Below are 18,485 nucleotides of genomic sequence, written 5' to 3' on the forward strand. Positions count from 1 at the left end.
ACATCGCCACAGTCAGAGTGCGATGAACGGAAATTTCAGCCGCAGGCGCTTAGGAGCGGAGAATGAAAGTGAGTAAGAATAACATAGCGAAACGAAAAGTTTAGACGTTTTTTATCCTTTGGCGACAGAGGGTTGCGCCCTGTTGTTAACAGGGCTGCTGAAGGCCCGGAGCAAGCGCCGAGGACGACGTCACCCCCTGTCCTGCTCACACTCCTGTGAACTCACGCCGCCGCCGACAATGGCCGCGCCAGCGGCGCCCGCCATGCCTTTGACGATACTCCATTCCGCTTTGATAAGGTTGAGCACGCGCTCCCATTGCTCTTCCGTTTCCGGTTCGGAGATATGGGCCAATCGCTGCAGGCTTTCATAATGCCGTAACGCCGCCTCTGCAGTGGCGCTCAGAGAGAAACTCTCCGCCGTCAGTCGCGCGCATTCCTGCATACGCCTGCGCTCTACCCGGCTTTGCGCGCCGAAGTGTTGCAACGCGCCAATAAATTCAACAATGGACGACTCCTTCATCAGATAGCCATTTTCGTGACTTATCACTACTTCCCGTACGCCAGCGCCGTCCAGCGCGGCCACCGGCGCTCCCGCCGCCATCGCTTCCGTGAGCACCATGCCCTGGGTTTCACTTTGCGAACTGAATGCAAACAGGTCCATGGCGTGGTAGGCGTCGGCCAAATGAGGCAGTTGCAGTTGGCCCGCCATGTGCAATCGGTCTGCAAGTCCGTAGCGTTTGAAAACTTCCCGAATTTCCGCCTCTGAGGGTCCTTCCCCGACTACCAGAAAGTGGGCGTAGCGGTTCAGCAACATAAAAGCCGCCACCGCCTCCGCCAGGAACTTCAAGTTTTTCTCCGGGGCCAGCCGCCCCACATGGCCGATGACGTACGCCTCCTGTGAAATGCCCACGGAATGACGAAACAGTCCGCCCTCGCCTCGTTGAAAGTCCTGCAGTTTCACACCGGTGGGAACAACGCTGATGGGCATGCGCACGCCACGCTCCCGAATCAGCCCGGCCACACTGTCGCTGGGAGCGAATATGCGATCGGCCATGTTGGCGTAGATCGTAGCCAGCTCAATCACGAAGCGTTTGAACAGCGGCCGGTCCGCAGGCACATAATGAGTGTATTCCTCATACAGGGTGTGATGCGTGAACACCAAAGGCGTCTCTCGATACCGGGCGACTCGTAGCGCCGTCATTCCCAACAGATAAGGGTGATGAGAGTGCACGATATCCGGTTGAAAGGCGTCCAGCGTCTCCCCAAGGAGACCGGGAACAGGCAACACCATGGAAAAGTCGCTGCCATTGAAATTCTGAATGGCGGGCACTCTTACGACGTCCTCTTCCTCTTGCGGCTGACCGGGAAATTCCGGAGCGATCACCAACACCTTATGACCGCGCCTCCGATATTCCCGCGTAAAGCTTTCCACCGACCGGGCCACGCCGCCTACATGAGGCAGGTACGTGTTGGTGACCATGACGATATTCATTGAGAATCCTCCAGATTGATATCAACGAAATTACGTTCCTGTGGCGCTTTCACTGCCGTCGCCCCAGCCAGCTTCACCTCTATCGGCGGCGCTGCGTCGAACCATTCCGCCTCCCAACTGACCCGCACCATGCCGGCGGCTCCGACGCCCTCGCCGATCAGTTTGACGCTAATCGGGCCAAAACGGGTCGGCGTCGGGCCAAAGGTGACGGGCTGACCATCCTCCAGCCAGCGCAACGGCACGCCTGACGCCAGCACCAATGTATCTTCCTCTTCCCTCACGAAGCAGCTGCGCAGCAGCAGAATCCACTCCACCGCCGCCCAGGCGTGCTGGCCGTCTCCCATACAGCCGCCGCCAGTGCCCGGGTGCACCGCTTCCGGCCATTGTCCGGTGGGCGAAGCCAAGTCCGCCGCCGCCTGCATCAGAGCCTCGTAACGACCGTCTCCGGCGCGCAGCAACACCTGCGCCACGTGCAGGGTCAGGTAGATATTCACGCCGGAGTGAATCACATCCTGAAAGAACCCGCCTTTGTAAAAACAGTTGGCGAGCAGGAACTCCACCGTATCCAATAAGCGAGGGTCGTCCGCCGCACAGAGTTGCAGCGGATACCCCGCCGCCACCGAGCCAATGGCGCCGGCGTCCAGGCGCCGGTATGGAGAAGCCGGCATGCCTGGTCGACCCAATCGTTCAGAAGCCCTATGCAGGCTGACGTCAATAGCCTGCTGAAATACTGCCGCCTCACGCTCGAATTCTCCTGCGGACAATTTGTCATAGCCGTCCATCATGCGCGCAGCGGCGCGTAATCCGGCGACGCCCCAAAAGTCATCCCAGTAATAATAGTCATTGGGTCCCAGATGTTCCGCACTGAATCCGGCTGGCAATAGTCCAGCGTGAGGCGCGCCGTCATTGGGCTCGCGTTTGCGAAGAATCCAGCGCGCGCCGGCGCGGGCGGCGTCGCGCCAGGCGTTTTTCGGCTTGGTTCCGGTAAGCTCGCAGAAGCGTTGCATGATCCAAATCGCCTCGCCGTTGGAGTCCCACTCTCCCGCCTGGGAGTGAAAATAGCCGTTGAGGTCCTGCAATTTGGGGAAGCGATCCAGCGCCCGCTCCGCCCGCCGGGTCAGTCCCAGACACAACAGCCCGTGAATTATGAAGGCCGCATCCCGAAACCAGAAACGCTTGTAGGTGTAGGGACCAGCGTACACTTCCCCAGGCGATAGCAACGTCAGAGTGCGTACGGCCGCGTCATACAGAAACTGAATACGTTCATCCGAAATCTGCAGGCGACAGCTTTCATTCAGGCTCTCCCCCCAGTCCCTTGGTTTCTCCTCGCCCGCCAGCGGTAACGCAATCTGCGCCTGCACATTACGGGATGCCCCCTTCGGAATAGCGAACATCGCTGCGGCGGTGACCATGCCGATATCGCACTCGCCGGCCTCCTGGTCTTTAGCGTCGCGCAGGTGAATATAGACATCGCCCTGACGATAGCCGGACACATGATGGCGATCGACGGGGTCGCTGAATGCTACCTGACGTTCATTTTCAATCGTCCAGCCATCGCGACCTGGATTCAGCGTCACTTCGTGAATAAAGCGCACCCCTTCCGGGTTGTATGGACGCAACGCCAGCACCAGCCAGGCGTCGCGGCTCGCCGTCCCATTCATGTCCAGCAGACAGGTCGGCTCGCCATCATCCATGATCACTTTCGCTTCGACCCGCAGGCGCATATCCCGCTCTTCAGTCTCGGTGACCACGCTCACATTTTCCAGATTCAGCGTCTGGGTGGCGTTAACGGAACGGGAGGGCGTCAGTACCTCGCCATCGGCGGTGACAATCCAGGCGTCCAGAGACCAGCCGTCCCACAACGGCGTGAGCAGACCGCGGGGATCAACCAGGGGCATTTCCTGAATATCCGGCAGCCCTACGGCGGTCCAGTTACGATGAGTCAGATTAACGTGAGTGAGACTGAAAGCGCGGGGTACGAATGACGGATCAGCCGGGTCGAACTGACGAGTGATCCAGTAAGGCCAGATCCAGTCCAGATTATGCTGAATCACTCGACTGTTAATGAACCCGCGAGCGTGAAATACCGCGCCCGCCCGTAATAACTCAATGGGCTCCGTCACTTCCGAAGGCTGGGAAAACCGGTGTAAGTGCGACAGCACCGCCACCGGGTCCAGAAACCCGTGCGCACGGGCGAAGCGACTGATGATGTAGCGCCAGGGTAACCATTTCATCCAAGGCATAGCTATTCTCCTTCATTCACAGGCGATCCCAGCGGCGCACGAGAAGCCTGCGGCGCATCCCGTTGCTCCAGCTCATAGGTCGCCAGAATCCGTTTAGCCATACGATTCAGATAAACGAGGAACACCGCCAGGGCCGCGAAACCGCCTAAATACATCGCCCATTGCCAGGGACTCCGTTGCGCGGCGCCGACAGAGACGCTGAGCGCATCCGCCGCCAGTGAGCCGACATACACGTTATGCACGGAGTACGGAATGATTCCGAGAGTGTTGCCGATAGCGAAATCCTTGAGGGAAAACCGGCTGAGGCCGAACAGATAGTTAGAAACTTTAAAAGGAAAAAGAGGAACGAGTCGGGTCAACATCACCAGCTTCCAGCCCTGGTGGCTGACTTCTGCGTCGATCAGTCTGATTTTGGCGTGAGAACGCACATAGGCCGACGCTTTTTCACCGAAGCCGCGCCGGGCGATGACAAAGGCGGCGATAGAGCCCAGCGCCGTGCCGACAATCACGTAAATGGAGCCGATGACAACGCCAAATACGAATCCGGCGCCAGTGGTGAAAAAAACGCCAGGCGCCAGCAGTACGACTGCGGCGGCCATCAGCGCGACAAACATGGCGCCCGCCGCCGCGCCTTGCTGGTCGATCCATTCCAGCAAATGCACGATATCGCGGTGTACGTCGAAGGCGTACAGCAATGCGACAATCAGCGTCACCCCGACAATTCCCAGAATCATCGAGAATCTTAAAGACAATCCGCGCACCATCGCAGCCCCAGCCCTTTCAGACTGTGGGTTGCGCGCTGATCCACAGCGGGCGTCCACACGCCCGACATCCTGCAGTTTGGTTGCGTTGCACGGTGATCCTTCGATACCGCTCCATTGCAATCCTCCCTTTTCCGTGAGGCGTCACGACCGTTCTCTTCGCCTGCGAGCCGCATTGACGAAAGAGTTAAGGAGATAAATCCTCTCCTCTTGAACACGCGACAGCCTTTGCATGTTGAACCGGCGACCAGCGCCGGTTACTTATTGACCATACTTATTTTATACCGCCGTCACAAGGGCGGAAGTCCTCGTCGCCCGCTGTATTAACCTTTGGTCATGTCGTCGTAAGTTTCATCAGAGAGCCTGTCGACGCGAGCTCCGTCATCGCCGTCGCCATATATCAACGCCTCCCACTGGTCAGGATGTTCATTCATGATCAAGGTTCGCAAACGTCCAACAGAGAAACGCTCAATAGGCTTGCCGTCGGTGCTGCTGCGCCCCCTCACTCGCAAATCCTGCACAGGATAGACGGATAGCTCCACAGGAAACTCCATATGCAGATAGACATGCGTAAACTCCATAAAGCGTCCTTCTTTGCGTATGCAGACGCTTTTTGTTTCATACGGCCACGCCAACTCATCCAGACGCCTGAATAGAGTTTCAGGCATATCCACGAAGACATGAAGATCGATATCGCTGCTGGCGCGAATGCGACCGGTGCTCACGGAGCCGATCAGTCGCGGGTTGAACGGCGTCAGCCGCTCCATCACATCCATCGCCAAAACCCGCATACTGAATAGCCGTTGCGTCACCGCATCCGGCTCCTCAAAACGCGCCATGCGATATATTTCCTCGGATATTTCTCCATTGGAGGGCAGGTGCATCGTATAGCCGCCCACCAGCCGCTTCGCCGCCTTACGCTTGGCGTCCAGGTATTGATCTACGCCTTCTTCATACATCAGGCGCGCCGCCTCAATCACCAACAGGCGGCGAATGCGGTTATTACGCTTACTTTTCATAAATGGACCGACGCGGATCTGCGCCGTGAAAGTCAGATTGATATCTAAATAAATCGGCGCATCAAAGCGCCTGTGCAGCGATACGCCACAGGATCAGGGTTGCTGCGCGCCAGCGGCGATTAATGCATCCAGCGTCAATTGCAGCGCCTGCTCAGGGTTGCGTACTTTTGCGGTGCGCGAGCGTCCGCCCAAGTCCCAGCGCCGCAGGCGGATTAAGTCCTGCAGACGCGCAGAGTCGCCCAAGCGTCGGCGCGTGCGTTGCGGCGCCAGCAGCAGGTCCAGGTGATGGGCGATCAACCACTCCACCCGACTGGACAGCACGCCCCGCACCATGGCGGCGCCGACTGCGCAGTGATCTTTCTGGTCCACGCTTTTGCCCAGGTCGTGAAAAAGCGCGGCGGCCCAGAGTTCCGGGTCACGGGTTTCGGCGCAGGCCAGTTCGAACACTTGCAGTGAGTGATAGAGCGCATCTTCTTCAGGGTGATAACGCAATGGTTGACGCACGCCGTCCAGGTCCCATAACAGACCTGACAGGTACTCCTGAGTTGCTGGATTCGCCGCGATGTTTGCAGCTTGTTTCAGAGTGACTTCGGGTGAAGTCGTTGAGAAGGTGGAAGAAATAAAAGAGGTAGAAAACTCGAAATCGTCTTTGCTGTTTCCCAATATTTTTCCGGTTGAACCGGCTGTCCGATACTTGATTTTTAGCGGAGCGAACCGCACTGAGTTCTTATCCGCCATAGGTCGGCGCTACGCGTCGACGCGGCATTATAGCGGAATATTGCGTCAATAGAAGCCGGTACGCCGTACTGAATGACGCCGCGCCAAGCGAACCTGCAAAGTTTGCATTACACTCAAGCAGTGTGTGGAGTTAACTGCGGCGGAAAACTGCACCAGCGAGCGCTTACAACAACCGTTAACCAGAGGAGTTTTTATGACTACATGGGTACTAGCGGCGGACACCACCCACGCCAGACTGTTTTCCTGCGATACCCCCAAAGGCGCACTACAGGAACTGGAAACCCTCACCCACCCGATCAACCGACTGATGGAACAGGAAATTGTCTCAGACCGCAACGGCGGGATGATGAACGGTTCAGGCAATCACTCCTACGGCGAAGCGGACCGTAAAAAGCATGAAGAAGTGGAGAGATTCGCCAAGCGCGTCAGTGAACGGCTGAATGACGGGCTCAACAAAAAGCAGTACGACAAGTTGTACATTCTCTCCGAACCCACCTTTCTGGGCGTGTTAAGACGTCAGATGAACGCCAATGTGCGTCATTGCGTGGCGGCGGAGGTCGACAAAAATCTTACGGTGCACCCGGTCAAAGACATCCGAGGACATCTGCCGGACTACTTGTAGTATGACAAACTCTTGTAGCGTTAAAGCGTCTTAAACGTTACTCGTCAACACGCCCTGAACGAGCGCCAGGCGACTAATGGGTCGCCTGGGAGCTGCTGCGGCGCGCCAGCGGCATATTCAGATGATGCGCCACGAACATGTCATGAGCGCGGGTGTCAGAGAGACAGCTCATGCACTGCATCACGCTGGAGTTGGTGGCGGGCTCGCTGAAACGCGCCAGATACTCACAGGCGATGTTCAGCACTTTGTTGGACTCCACTTCATCGCCCATATGATGAAATACATTGGACAGATAAATACCGGATAAGGTCAGCAAGGTAATCGCCGTTTTGCGTTCTTCGCCTTGTCGCGACAGCAGCATTCTGGCCAGATCGAAAGAGCTTCCGATATAGGGCAACGCCCGATTCCATTGTGAGTTTTGATAATAGCAGCCGGACAAATGCATCCAGTGCATCCAGTTATTCACCAGTTCCTCTTCAGGTTGTAGCGAATACCATTCTTCGTGTGTGGGACATAGAAAACGCATGGGTGTGAAAGCCTCCGTCTTTTTACAAAATCCTAAATGATAATTATTATCATTTGCAACAATAATTGACGCAGTTCTGATTCCTGTCAAATCGTCCATTTACAGGAGCCGCCAGACCGACCATTTGGCTGAAGCGCAGACTATCCCGCCGGACTAGAATAATGAACTCGCATTGATATCCCCGCCCAAGGCGCAGGCTTTGCGGTAAATGGAACTCACAATCGAATTGATAGAAACACGGCTACCACTATGACCCAGACCAAAGCGCTTCTGCTAAGCCTCACCCTGGCCTTTTCCGCACTCCAGGCGCAGGCTCATCCCAACCACGACAGGCTGCAGACCATACCGGAGGAAACCGCACAGGATCGCGGCGATTTTGTCATGAAGAAAATGGTCGGAGCCAAGCGACTGGACGCCAGTTGGACTCATGCGGAAAGAGTTGAGACCCTGTTCATGGACAAGGGCGAAGACCATTTCTGGCGAGTCAGTTACAAGAACGCCAGCGCCGCCGATGCAGTAAAGCAGACGTTTTATATTTTCCTCGACGAAAACGGCAACTACGTCACCTCCAATTATACCGGCCAGCCTTAAGCTCCAGACTGCCGATAGGCCCACGCGCGCGCCCTCCCCGGGTCAACTCTATTCAGGACGGGTCACACACAAAAAAGCCCCGACGCAGAATGCGACCGGGGCTTGAAGTCAGGAATCGGAATTTCCTTTTCGGCTTATTTCACCAGATCCCAGGCGTCGCTCCAGTAGGCGCCTACGCCAGGCTCATAGTGATTTGAGTTTTCACTGTATACCGTACACCAGCCGCTGTAAGGGAACGGCTTACAACGATAGATTTTGCCGTCTTTGGCCAGAACGGTGGTTCCCGCTTTGTAGGCGCTCAGGCTTTCCGGGAATACGTAATCGTAGTCACCGCCAGGAGGCGTATCGCCGCCGTCTTCCTTCAACAGGAAGCCCTGGGTTTTCTGCACCACTTTGCCGTCTTCGCCCTCCCCTTTAACCACCAGGGAATAAGCGCCGGCCTCGGCTTTTTCGATATCGATACGGAAGTTATGAGACGAGCTATCCACCTTGGCTTCACCGAAACCGGCGGCGGAGCCGTCTGGGGCGTACACATAGCTGCTCACATTCATCGCTGCGTTGGTGGACACAGTGAAGTCAATGGTCGCCATGCCATTCTCGATCATGTACTCGCCTTGTAATCCGCTCAGGTCAACGGAGGGATCGACAGGGCCATCGTCGCCTTTGACGATTTCAATCTCTACGCGATCAATGTCGCTGTCCGCTTTACCGAACACGTCATTGCGCCCATAAGCGGGGGCGATGTCGCCTTTGGCGTTCATCTTACCGGCGCGCAGCGCATCTGACTCTTTGTTGATGGCGGTGGCCAACAGGAACGGCCATTTGTCCTTCTTGCCCTCATCCGCTGAGTTGATATTCAGGACGGTTTGCAGCCCCGGATTCTCGCCATTGCGATCAAAGACGCGGGTTTTCACCTGGTCGCCAGCCTGCAGATCGATAGACGGGTTAATATCGCCAATGTCGCGCCACTCTTGCGGCTCGGACGGATCACCGCCGCCACCGCCGAAATCTACATCAACGACCTGATAGAAGCTGTTGACGGTATCTCCCACATCCCAGACTCCCAGGATCACCTGATAGCCGCTGCGGCTGGGCAGGTTACATTCATGGGACAGTTCCGTGGGGGGACGCTGGTTATTGCCGTCATAGCTACAGAACGGCTGCGCCTCAAAAGAGCTGCGGGTCAGCGGCGCATTAGGGTTCCAGCCTTCCTTGGTGATGTAGTAGCGCCAGTCGCGTGTGGCGTGGTTGGCGGTAAAACGCCACATGAAGGTATTGGAGCCGGCCTGGATCGGCGTTTTTTTCCAGCGGTTGACAGACTGCTCGTCCAGCTCGGAAAAGTGCGAAACCCCGGCGCTGGCGATCTTGCCGTCCGCTGGTCCGCCTTCTGGGTAACGGTCGGGTCCTTCTACGCTTTGCGGCTCCCACTGAATAGCGCCGCAGTTAAGGTTTTCCCCCAGTTTGCATTGGTAGGAACGGGACGCAGGCTTGGAGATATAGCCGTGCGCGAGAACGTTTTGGGCGATGAAAGGCAAAGTTACCAGACACCCGAGGACGAGTTTCTTAGTATGTGCTCGGTTCATGTTAGAGCTCCCCTTATTATCAATTGGTATAGTCCTTTCTTCAAGGAAGAGCGGGGATTTTATTACGCGTATATTTTGCGCAATATCGGCTATTTACCTCATATTTGTAAGCCTCTAAAACCAAAGGACTAATAAAATCGCATTATGCTATTGGCATGCTTTTGGTATGCACTCACATCGTAAAACGACCGTTACTGGTATTTAATTTTATCGTTACCCGGCGCCGAGCCTGAACGTTATCGCCCCTCAAGGACCCCAAATTTGTTTGCGCGATTCTGTTTCCCATATACGGGACAATAAACCCCTGTTTTCACGTTGCTTTCGACATATCGAGCCGGTAATTTTTTATACCAATCTGACGTCAAACAGAATGTTGAGCCACTTCCGGAAAGGACGCTTTCGTCTCCCGGATAGGGACGGCATAAACACCCGGTTAACCAGTGTTTCCTTAACCTGAAATTAAAATACGAGGAGTATTTATGTTCGATAAAGTGAAACGCCAGGCAGGCATGAGCGTCATGCTGTTGGCCGGGTTGAGCGCGAGCGCGGCTAATGTTTACGCAGATTTTAACGGAGAGCGCCATCGCCCTCCTCGCTACCTTGAAGCGGAGTTTGGATTCACCACCGACCAGACCTGCGTGCGCAGCCTGCCACAGGCGCCGGGAACCGTTTCCATTGATCCGGATACCCGTCAACTACTGGTGGATGCGCAGATCGTCGATATGAGCGGCCACGGGGTCATGACCTTCAGCCGGGACGGCACTATGACGCTGGAGCAAGCAGCGGCGGGCGAACTGAACAAGGCCAGCCTCGCCAGCGGCGACTTTCCGATTCAAACCGGATTCAGCCCCTACTGTGAAGGCACGTATGAGCTGAAAAGAGATAACCAGATCTCCGTCGCCTTCAACTGCGTTATCGACGTACCCGCGCAAAGCGCCACCATTCACGCTGGTCCCGTTTATGCCGACGGTTACCTGACCAGGGGGGGGCGCGGCATGACGCTGAACCTGCAACAAAACATCCAGACGCTGACTGTTGAACTGCCGGGAACTTCCATTGAGTTCCAGCGCATGTGTCTGCAGCGCTTCGCTCTGGAAAAAATTAAATAACCGTGGATTAACGAATAGAAATGAGCCGGTAATTCATTTTCTGCTCAAAAAACGACATAGTCCAAGTCCCGACAGAGGCGTATGATCGAACTGTAGTTCGGGAAATGAGCGGTCAGGACAACAACGCGGCCCCGCCGGATAGCCATTCGTCTCGAAAAGAACAGACGGGCGGAGGTTCGGCGGGGCGTCATGTAAACAAGGAGACTGTCATGGACACAGGACCAAAAACGCGGGTGCTGGTCACCGGCGCCACTGGCTTTTTGGGAAGCAACGTCATCAAGGCGCTGATGAAGCGCTCGGATGTTGAGCTCATCGCCGCTTGTCGCACTCCCTCAAAACTGCCCTCTCAATTCAAAGGTGAAATACGCAGCGGCGACCTGATGGACGCGGCCTACCGTAAATCTGTAGTACAGGATGTGGATGTGGTCTGCCATACCGGCACCTGGGGCGCATTCTGGGGTCATGCCGCCCTGGAGCGCACCCATTTCTTCGAGCCTGCGGTGGACTTAGTCGACCAGTGCATCGCCGCTGGCGTAAAGCGGTTCATCCTCGCCAGTACGGTCGCCATCGCCGCCATCCGCAAAGACGGCAAACCCCAGGACGATTTTTCCGATCCTCGTTACACCGGCTACTGGCCCCATGTCGACAAGCTGATCGACGCGGATAACTACATGCGCGAAAACAGCCAGCGCGGCACGCAGATGATCAATATGCGTCTGGGGCACTTCGTCGGCAAAGGCAACCACCTCGGCATGGTGCCGGCGCTGGTGCCGCGACTGCGCACCTACATGGTGCCCTGGTTATCCGGCGGGCGCAGTCGTATGGCGCTGGTGGCGGATACGGATCTCGGCGAATCCTTCGCCCTGGCTTCCGTGGCGCAGGGGCTGGACGACTATGAGTCTTTTAATATCTGCGGCAAGGACTTTCCCACCACAAGGGAAGTATTTGAATTCATCTGCAAGGAAACCAACTCACCCAAGCCGATTTACAGCGTGCCTTATTTTGCGGGCTACGCCTTTGGCTGGTTGATGGAAACATTGCTGCCCATTTTGCCGGGCTCATCCCCCTTCCTCACCCGCTCCCTGGTGCACGTCGCCGAAGACTGGCTGTGCCCCTCCGATTACGCCCACAAGAAGATCGGCTATACGCCACAGAAAGACTGGCGCATCGCAGTGAGCGAAGCCCTCGCGGAACTCAAGGAACAAGGCTACCCCTGGCCGCATCTGTCCCAGGCCGCCTGATTCCAAAGCATGTCGGACAATAAGGAACACACCGCCGTGAAACCCGGATTAGTAAACAAAATCCAAGCAGGCGACCTCGTCGCCCCCAAAACCCTGACCACTATCAAAGGCCAGCCCACGCAGTGGCCTGACCCGGAGCGGCTGGTGCATTTGCAGTTCCGCCGGTTCGCCGGCTGCCCCTTTTGCAACATGCACATGCGCGCCATGACGTTAAGGCATGCGGAGCTGGTTTCTGCGGGAATACGGGAAGTCGTCATATTTCATTCCAGCGAAGCATCCATGCAGCCGTTCCAGGGAGACGCGCCTTTCGATGTCATCTCCGATCCAGAGAAAAAGCTGTATCAGGAGTTTGGCGTGGAGAAATCCTTGCGCGCTCTGATGGACCCGCGAGCCATCGCCGCAGCGATTAAAGGCGGCGCGCGCAAGATGAAAACCGCCAATCCGGATAAAGGCGAAAGCCCGCTGGGGTTGCCCGCGGACTTCCTGATCGGGCCTGATGGCGTCGTGATCGCCTGCAAATACGGCGTCCATGCGTATGATCAGTGGCCTGTAGACGAAGTATTAGAGATGGCGCGCCGCTTCTACGCTGACGCATCAACGCAATCAGGGCCAGCAACGTCGCCCGCGCCCAAAAGCGCCGCCGCCCATTAATACGGTGACTGAATTAACGTCGCTGCAGGCAAACAGAAGACTTTTATTGTCTGCAGGATAAATAAGGAGAGACAAACCATGCGCGTACCCACATGGAAGCATACCAAACACTGGACGCAGCTCGTCGCAGCGGGATGCCTGACAGCGCTCTGCAACGCTACAGTCCTGGCGGCGGATGCGCCTACAGGCTCGATCGAAGTGGAGCTTCAGCAACTGCAGAACAACGATGGCGGCTTGATGGTGCATTTGTACAGCAACGCCGAAGGCTTTCCCGACACCCCGGCCAAGGCGTCCATCAAGCTATATGTGAAGCCCACGGACGCCAGCGCTCACGCCACGTTCGCCAATGTGCCTTACGGCGTATACGCGGTGGCGGTGTGTCACGACGCCAACAGCAATGACGACTGCGACGCCAACTTTCTGGGCATACCCAAGGAAGGCGTCGGTGTCTCCAACAACGCAAAAGGCTTTATGGGACCGCCCAGTTTCGACAAGAGCAAGTTCACCCTGCAGGAGCCCTCCAAGTTAGTGTCCATTGATTTGGACTATTAACGCGAGACGTTTTGCGCTCTTTCCTGTTCCGTTCGTCAACGCCCGGCCGTTCTTCGCCGGGCTGATTCCCGGCTACTCTCCCTCAAGCTCAAATTCAGCGTCCCGCAAAGCATTAAACTTTCCTAATAATTCGCTTATTCCACCGTCTTTCTCTGGTTCTACATCGGGCCTAGTCTCATTGGCGCCTGGCGAAATTACGTTAACGGGCCAAACTATAAGTATCGCAGAGGCTTTTATCGCGACGCCCGGCGACCTCCAGCGTTGTCTAGTCGCAAAGAAGACCCAGGCGATTAACGCCGTTGGCGCTTATGCCCCTGTATTTAAAATGAATTATTGATGAATACCCTAATATTAATTCGCGAGAAAATGTTGCAGGCTGTTAGTTTTCACCCAGATCAACATCAGCGTTAAAACAGAGAGGATAAAGAGCCGCAAAATGCTGGAAAGTTTCAAAAGTCTGATCGATATTGCGTCCACACGAGGAGTGCCCGCCACGATAACGCTGCTGATTGCGTTAGCGTTGTTACGATGGGTGGTTCACCGTCAGATCAAACGCAATAGTTCGCTGTCGGAAGACTTCAAGCTGCGCTGGTCGAATATCCTTAAAAACTCCACCTATCTGATTCTCATCATCGGCCTGATCTTGATCTGGGCGCCGCAGATTCAGACCTTCGCATTGTCTCTGACCGCGTTCGCCGTGGCCATTGTGATCGCCACCAAGGAGTTGATTCTGTGTGTGAGCGGCACGCTGTTGCGGGCGGGGAACCGTCAGTTCGCCGTGGGGGATATTATCGAAGCCGGAGACTATCTGGGCTATGTCGTGGACCAGAACCTGATCACCACCACGCTGAAAGAGCTGAACCGGGACTTCTACTCCAGTACGGGCAAAACAGTGGTCATCCCGAACAGCCTTTATCTGAGTTCGGCCATTAAAAACCATTCGGTGCTGCGTCCGTATGCAATCCACAGCTTTTGCATCACCACAGAACCGGACTTCCAGCGCGCCTACGAGTTCTCTCTGAGATTGAAGGATGCACTGGACAAATACTGGAGCGAGTTCCAGAAAGAGAACAAGGACTTCATTCCTTTGATCCGCAGCAGGCGGTTGATATTGCAGGACGTGATCCCGAAATTCCGCTTCACCACCACAGATGTGGCCAAGCATAAATTCGTAGTGACTCTTCCCTGCCGCGCCGACGCCCGACTGCAGCAGGAGCAGATGATCAATATGCTGTTGTTCGCGCCGCCAGTAGAGACTAATAATGAAGAAGCGAGCACAGAAACGTCGCAGACGGAAGCCCTGCCCGCTCCAGATCAGCAAGCGCCGGACAAACTCCCTGACGCAGCGCTGGTGCGCACCACCATTTAATTAGCGCTTCTTTATCTAAACCTCCAAAGCCGCTCCCAGACTTCTGTCTCGGGGCGGCGCCCCGAACATCCGTTTAAACTCCCTGCTGAACTGCGACGGACTCACATAACCCACCTTCATCGCCGCCGTACTGGCGTTAATGCCGCCCCGCGCCAGCAAGTTGCGGGCCTGATGCAGGCGAATGCTTTTCAAGTATTGCAGCGGCGAACAGTCCGTCACCGCCTTGAAGTTATGATGCAAGGTAGAAGCGCTCATGTTAGCCGCCCGCGCCATCGTCTCAACGTCCAAAGGCTGGTCGTATTGCTGATGAATCATGTTCAGCACTTTGGCGATCTGGGCCACACGACTGTTATGGTTGGCCGCCGCACGCAGGGTCTCGCCACGGTCCCCGCACAGCACCCGGTAGTAGATTTCGCGCAGAATCTGCGGCCCCAGAATCTTGGCCTCCGCAGGGTTGGATAAAACCTTCACCAGGCGAATACAGGCCTCGATCAAGGTATCGTTAAGAGGCGTGGAATAAATGCTTTTGGGAATATCGCCGGAAGTTCGGGAAGGTGGGTCGCCCATATCGATCAACAGATCATTCAACGCAAGGGTATCCACCAATATGCGCAAACCGAGCAAAGGCGATTCAGGGGAAGCGTCGTAGATTTCGCACTCAAACGGCAGCGGCACGGACAGCACCAGATAATTATAAGCGTCGTAAGTGTAGGTCTGCTCACCGACGTATCCGCGCTTGCCGCCCTGCCCCACAATCACGATCGCCGGTTCGTACACCACGGGTTGCCGTGGCGAGGGTTTGACGACTCTGAATGTCGTGACTTCCGGCAGCGGCGTGTGATTCACGCCTACCTGATTCGCGTGCTGATCCAGAAGGTCAACGAACAGGCTTTTATTGTGGGCGTCCAGACACGCTTCGATGCTGGGTTTCGATTCACGGTTGTAAATGATCTTATCGCTCATCGTCATTTCTCCCATGTCATCCTCCGGGATGCGCCATCGTTGAATTCAGTATGAAAATTCTATCAGGCCCAAAGGGCCTGCGCTCCTATTGATCACAGCATAGGACAGAATCAGGCAAGAACGCCGTAGAATCGTGCATTCAGTTTGCCCTTCCCATCTCCTAGCATGAATATACGCCGTCCTCTAAACGGGCCCTTTAGCGACGACGATCCACTCATAAGTGAAATACCGCACAGGGAGACAGATATGAACGACTCATCACGATTAGGCAAGGTTCAGTTAGGCTCCAGCAACCTGTTTGTTTCCCGCCTGGGATTAGATCGCGCTGGCCTGGCTGTTGCTCCAGGGCGAAGACATCATCCCCATCCCCGGTAGCAGCCGCCTGAGCCGCTTACAGGAAAATCTCGCCGCCGCATCCCTGCAACTGGATGCGGAAGACGTGGACCTGATCAACGCAAAACTGCCAATGGGCTCGACTGCAGGGTCCAGGTACTAGTCTTAGCTTTTGCGCTCGGCGGCATATCGGAAAAGCCAATGCCGCCGAGCGTATTACCATCCTTTCTCTACTCCGATTTAGTTTGCGCCGATACACTTCATTTTTTTAACAGGTTTTCCCACTCTTGGGTCATAAGTATACTTTGATCTATTCCACACAGAGTGCGCCCTCAGGATGACCCTATCCGTATTGACCTACAAACGTAACCCGAACACCGACGAAGTCATATTCGATCCATATCCAAACCCAGGAAAGGACTTGGCTGGCCCAGAGTCATGGAGGCGAACGGTCTGGTCCAGTGAGACAGTTAGAGCGCTTGGAGCGACATTTCTACCGCAGCTGGCAACGCACGATGTCTATATTGAGTTTCATGAGCTGGACTTATTTCTCTCCGAGATAGAGATGCTTATCTCACATTACGAAAAGTCGAGCGAAAATGAAGATGGCATTCTGTATCGACTAAACAACTTTAGAAAAGCGATCGCCTTCGCTCGCAGCAATCAGGGAGGCGTGCACATTGGATAAACTGCTAAGCCTGGCTGCAAACTTTGTTAACTCTCCAGCCCTGTGACACTTCCCGGACGCCACTGACTACTGATACATTTCACTGGCCCATTTTTAACGATCAACGTCAGTCAAAACACCGCTCAAGGAGCGCACATGCAGGGCTACAGAATCAGTACGAATTTGGATGAGATGGATTTGGATGTCATCCACAGCTTTATCTCCACCAGTTATTGGGCCAGCGGCATTCCCAAAGAGCTATTGGGAAAAGCCATCGCCAATTCACTCTGCTTCGGCGTATTTGATCAGCAAAACAAACAAGTTGGCTTCGCCCGTCTGGTCACCGACAAGGCCACCTTCGCTTATCTGGCGGACGTTTTCATACTCGACGCTCACCGCGGCAAGGGCTTGAGCAAAAGCCTGATGACCCAGGTTATGGAGTACCCTGACCTGCAAGGATTGAGACGCATGATGCTGGCGACACGGGACGCCCACGGCCTCTACTCCCAGTTTGGCTTCACCCAGGTGCAGAACCCGGACATTCTGATGCAGGTCTGGAAGCCCGAAATTTATCAGGAGTTGACGCCCTAGCCGCCCTCACTGAGACTTTGAACGCTTGCAGTTTTATGTGGGCGAACAGCATGCGAATAGAACGTAGAAGGTAATAGCCATGAACCTGGAATACATCGATGCCCCTAGCGAAGACTTCCTTTGCGACCGCTACCGCGTCACGGAAATCAACAGTTTCGAAGAATTGCTCGCTGCTTATCGCGAGCTGGCGGCCAGCCATCCCGATTACCGCTTTCTGCTGACGCTGGATGACCTCGGACAAGCCTGCTACACATCCATGCACTCGACACTGTCTCATAATCTGGACAATACGGATGACTTCGATTTGTCCAAGCTGCCGCCGGAATGCTTCGAAGACGATGAGCACAATGGCTACCTGAGCCACAGAGACGAGCTTCCGATTCGCCGACGCAACATGGAAGCCAAACTCAAAGAACACACCCTTGCCGACGTCATCGCCAGAGGCGTCAGCCTGAATGACGACGCACCAGAAGACATTGAAGACGCCAATGCAGACCCGCTCATCCTCGTTGACGCCGAAGCCTACTTGCTGAAAGTCCCGGTCACCGCCAGCCACGAAACGATCTACGCCTTCCCCAACGGCTACTTTACCTGCGACCTGAATCCATTTGAAAACGTGGCGCTCGCCAAACACCTGGACGACCATTTCGGATACCAACTAATGGGTCTCGGCGCCTCCTATCTCGCATTCCTGAAGACCCAACCACTCGACGACAACGCTATACAAAAACTGATCGACACACTGGATCAAATCTATCGCGATGAGTTTGATGAAGACATGAGGGATATGCTTCGTGGTTTTATTGTTGATAATCCGGTTTTGGTTTTGAAATATACGGAGTAGGTATTTTTTTTAATCTCGCCGTCTATGCTCTCCATGAACATAGGCGGCCTGAGTTCAGTCATGCGAAAACTTAAGGAAACACAAAAGCCTCCACCTATACGCTAGCATTGCCGAGGTTTTCGAAAGCTTAGAGTGTCAAATCCGTCATAATGATTCAAAGCGTTCATAAGCGGGAGGAACACCAAAACCGAACTGGGCTCCCTGGTTTATCTCGTGACGTGTGAACGTCGGACATTGAGTAAAGATCATCACGCTCAAAACCAGCATTCCAATCAAATTGGAAGCCCCCCTGAGAGAAATGCGAATTTCCTAAAAGCCTCATACATATCTGACCAAACTCCCTAGATAGAGATATATTACGATAACCAGGATTATTCATGGTTTCTTTAGGCTGCGCGGAGCACTAGACGGAATAGGCATCTCAACGTCTGACCACGCGCCCATGGAGCGAGCAACCAAATTCATAAAACTCGCCCCCCATAAGGATTATCAAAAAAAGACAATATCATTTCTTACTGCAATCTGTTTTTCTAGGAGCTTACTAGCTGCCAATAAGTCAATAGAGAGCAGGCAATAATTCCGCCACAAGAC

The 18,485-nt window shown here is 55.0% G+C and carries 19 protein-coding genes; 11 read left to right on the forward strand and 8 right to left on the reverse strand.

Translation table 11 applies throughout. The annotated features are described in order from the left end of the window. Positions 1-189 precede the first annotated feature (189 nt). From AC2IBB_RS19620 to AC2IBB_RS19640, 5 genes are all read right to left on the reverse strand, one after another. Positions 190-1,491, reverse strand: a complete 1,302-nt coding sequence (locus tag AC2IBB_RS19620; protein WP_486328446.1) for a glycosyltransferase — start codon at positions 1,489-1,491, stop codon at positions 190-192. Then, positions 1,488-3,734 (reverse strand): hypothetical protein, encoded by a 2,247-nt coding sequence (locus tag AC2IBB_RS19625; RefSeq protein ID WP_486328447.1) that lies wholly within the window; start codon positions 3,732-3,734, stop codon positions 1,488-1,490. Before AC2IBB_RS19625 ends, AC2IBB_RS19620 begins: the two co-directional genes overlap by 4 nt. Positions 3,735-3,736: 2 nt before the next feature. Beyond that, the gene (locus AC2IBB_RS19630) at positions 3,737-4,468 is read right to left on the reverse strand and encodes a TVP38/TMEM64 family protein (protein ID WP_486328448.1); all 732 of its coding nucleotides are present in this window, start codon (positions 4,466-4,468) and stop codon (positions 3,737-3,739) included. 350 nt (positions 4,469-4,818) lie between these two features. Then, on the reverse strand, positions 4,819-5,514 hold the full coding sequence (locus AC2IBB_RS19635) for a nucleotidyltransferase (protein WP_486328449.1): 696 nt from the start codon (positions 5,512-5,514) through the stop codon (positions 4,819-4,821). 93 nt (positions 5,515-5,607) lie between these two features. Further along, positions 5,608-6,252 (reverse strand): HD domain-containing protein, encoded by a 645-nt coding sequence (locus AC2IBB_RS19640; protein WP_486328450.1) that lies wholly within the window; start codon positions 6,250-6,252, stop codon positions 5,608-5,610. 193 nt (positions 6,253-6,445) lie between these two features. Here AC2IBB_RS19640 and AC2IBB_RS19645 point away from each other — a divergent pair, with 193 nt between their 5' ends. Further along, positions 6,446-6,874: a host attachment protein gene (locus AC2IBB_RS19645; RefSeq protein ID WP_486328451.1), complete on the forward strand. Its 429-nt coding sequence runs from the start codon at positions 6,446-6,448 to the stop codon at positions 6,872-6,874. A 73-nt stretch (positions 6,875-6,947) separates the two neighbouring features. Here AC2IBB_RS19645 and AC2IBB_RS19650 read toward each other — a convergent pair whose 3' ends face one another. Next, entirely contained in the window at positions 6,948-7,400 is a 453-nt protein-coding gene (locus tag AC2IBB_RS19650; RefSeq protein WP_486328452.1) for a hypothetical protein, read from the reverse strand. A gap of 249 nt (positions 7,401-7,649) precedes the next feature. On the opposite strand from AC2IBB_RS19650, the gene AC2IBB_RS19655 reads away from it, so the two are divergent. Continuing rightward, positions 7,650-7,991: a DUF6488 family protein gene (locus tag AC2IBB_RS19655; protein WP_486328453.1), complete on the forward strand. Its 342-nt coding sequence runs from the start codon at positions 7,650-7,652 to the stop codon at positions 7,989-7,991. A gap of 134 nt (positions 7,992-8,125) precedes the next feature. Here the strand turns inward: AC2IBB_RS19655 and gbpA are convergent, their stop codons facing one another. Beyond that, positions 8,126-9,574: an N-acetylglucosamine-binding protein GbpA gene (gene gbpA, locus AC2IBB_RS19660; protein WP_486328454.1), complete on the reverse strand. Its 1,449-nt coding sequence runs from the start codon at positions 9,572-9,574 to the stop codon at positions 8,126-8,128. Between the two features lie 479 nt (positions 9,575-10,053). Here gbpA and AC2IBB_RS19665 point away from each other — a divergent pair, with 479 nt between their 5' ends. The 5 genes from AC2IBB_RS19665 (at position 10,054) to AC2IBB_RS19685 (ending at position 14,496) form a co-directional block, all read left to right on the forward strand. Next, positions 10,054-10,683 (forward strand): hypothetical protein, encoded by a 630-nt coding sequence (locus tag AC2IBB_RS19665; protein ID WP_486328455.1) that lies wholly within the window; start codon positions 10,054-10,056, stop codon positions 10,681-10,683. A 209-nt stretch (positions 10,684-10,892) separates the two neighbouring features. Continuing rightward, positions 10,893-11,924: an NAD-dependent epimerase/dehydratase family protein gene (locus tag AC2IBB_RS19670; protein ID WP_486328456.1), complete on the forward strand. Its 1,032-nt coding sequence runs from the start codon at positions 10,893-10,895 to the stop codon at positions 11,922-11,924. A 9-nt stretch (positions 11,925-11,933) separates the two neighbouring features. Beyond that, positions 11,934-12,575, forward strand: a complete 642-nt coding sequence (locus AC2IBB_RS19675) for a peroxiredoxin-like family protein (protein ID WP_486328457.1) — start codon at positions 11,934-11,936, stop codon at positions 12,573-12,575. 78 nt (positions 12,576-12,653) lie between these two features. After that, positions 12,654-13,127 carry a DUF2141 domain-containing protein gene (locus tag AC2IBB_RS19680; protein WP_486328458.1) on the forward strand — a complete coding sequence of 158 codons (474 nt, stop codon included), beginning with the start codon at positions 12,654-12,656 and terminating at the stop codon, positions 13,125-13,127. A gap of 436 nt (positions 13,128-13,563) precedes the next feature. Next, entirely contained in the window at positions 13,564-14,496 is a 933-nt protein-coding gene (locus AC2IBB_RS19685; RefSeq protein ID WP_486328459.1) for a mechanosensitive ion channel domain-containing protein, read from the forward strand. A gap of 15 nt (positions 14,497-14,511) precedes the next feature. Here the strand turns inward: AC2IBB_RS19685 and AC2IBB_RS19690 are convergent, their stop codons facing one another. Continuing rightward, a complete protein-coding gene (locus AC2IBB_RS19690) occupies positions 14,512-15,459 on the reverse strand; it encodes an AraC family transcriptional regulator (protein WP_486328460.1) in 948 nt (315 codons plus the stop codon). A 337-nt stretch (positions 15,460-15,796) separates the two neighbouring features. Here AC2IBB_RS19690 and AC2IBB_RS19695 point away from each other — a divergent pair, with 337 nt between their 5' ends. The 4 genes from AC2IBB_RS19695 to AC2IBB_RS19710 all read left to right on the forward strand — a co-directional run bounded on the left by AC2IBB_RS19695 (position 15,797) and on the right by AC2IBB_RS19710 (position 17,894). After that, the gene (locus AC2IBB_RS19695) at positions 15,797-15,955 is read left to right on the forward strand and encodes an aldo/keto reductase (protein ID WP_486328461.1); all 159 of its coding nucleotides are present in this window, start codon (positions 15,797-15,799) and stop codon (positions 15,953-15,955) included. 174 nt (positions 15,956-16,129) lie between these two features. Next, a complete protein-coding gene (locus tag AC2IBB_RS19700; RefSeq protein WP_486328462.1) occupies positions 16,130-16,480 on the forward strand; it encodes a hypothetical protein in 351 nt (116 codons plus the stop codon). Between the two features lie 135 nt (positions 16,481-16,615). Then, positions 16,616-17,050, forward strand: a complete 435-nt coding sequence (locus AC2IBB_RS19705) for a GNAT family N-acetyltransferase (RefSeq protein ID WP_486328463.1) — start codon at positions 16,616-16,618, stop codon at positions 17,048-17,050. A gap of 79 nt (positions 17,051-17,129) precedes the next feature. Beyond that, on the forward strand, positions 17,130-17,894 hold the full coding sequence (locus AC2IBB_RS19710; RefSeq protein WP_486328464.1) for a hypothetical protein: 765 nt from the start codon (positions 17,130-17,132) through the stop codon (positions 17,892-17,894). Positions 17,895-18,485 lie beyond the last annotated feature (591 nt).

The organism is Hahella sp. NS-SX17 (genome assembly GCF_057367735.1).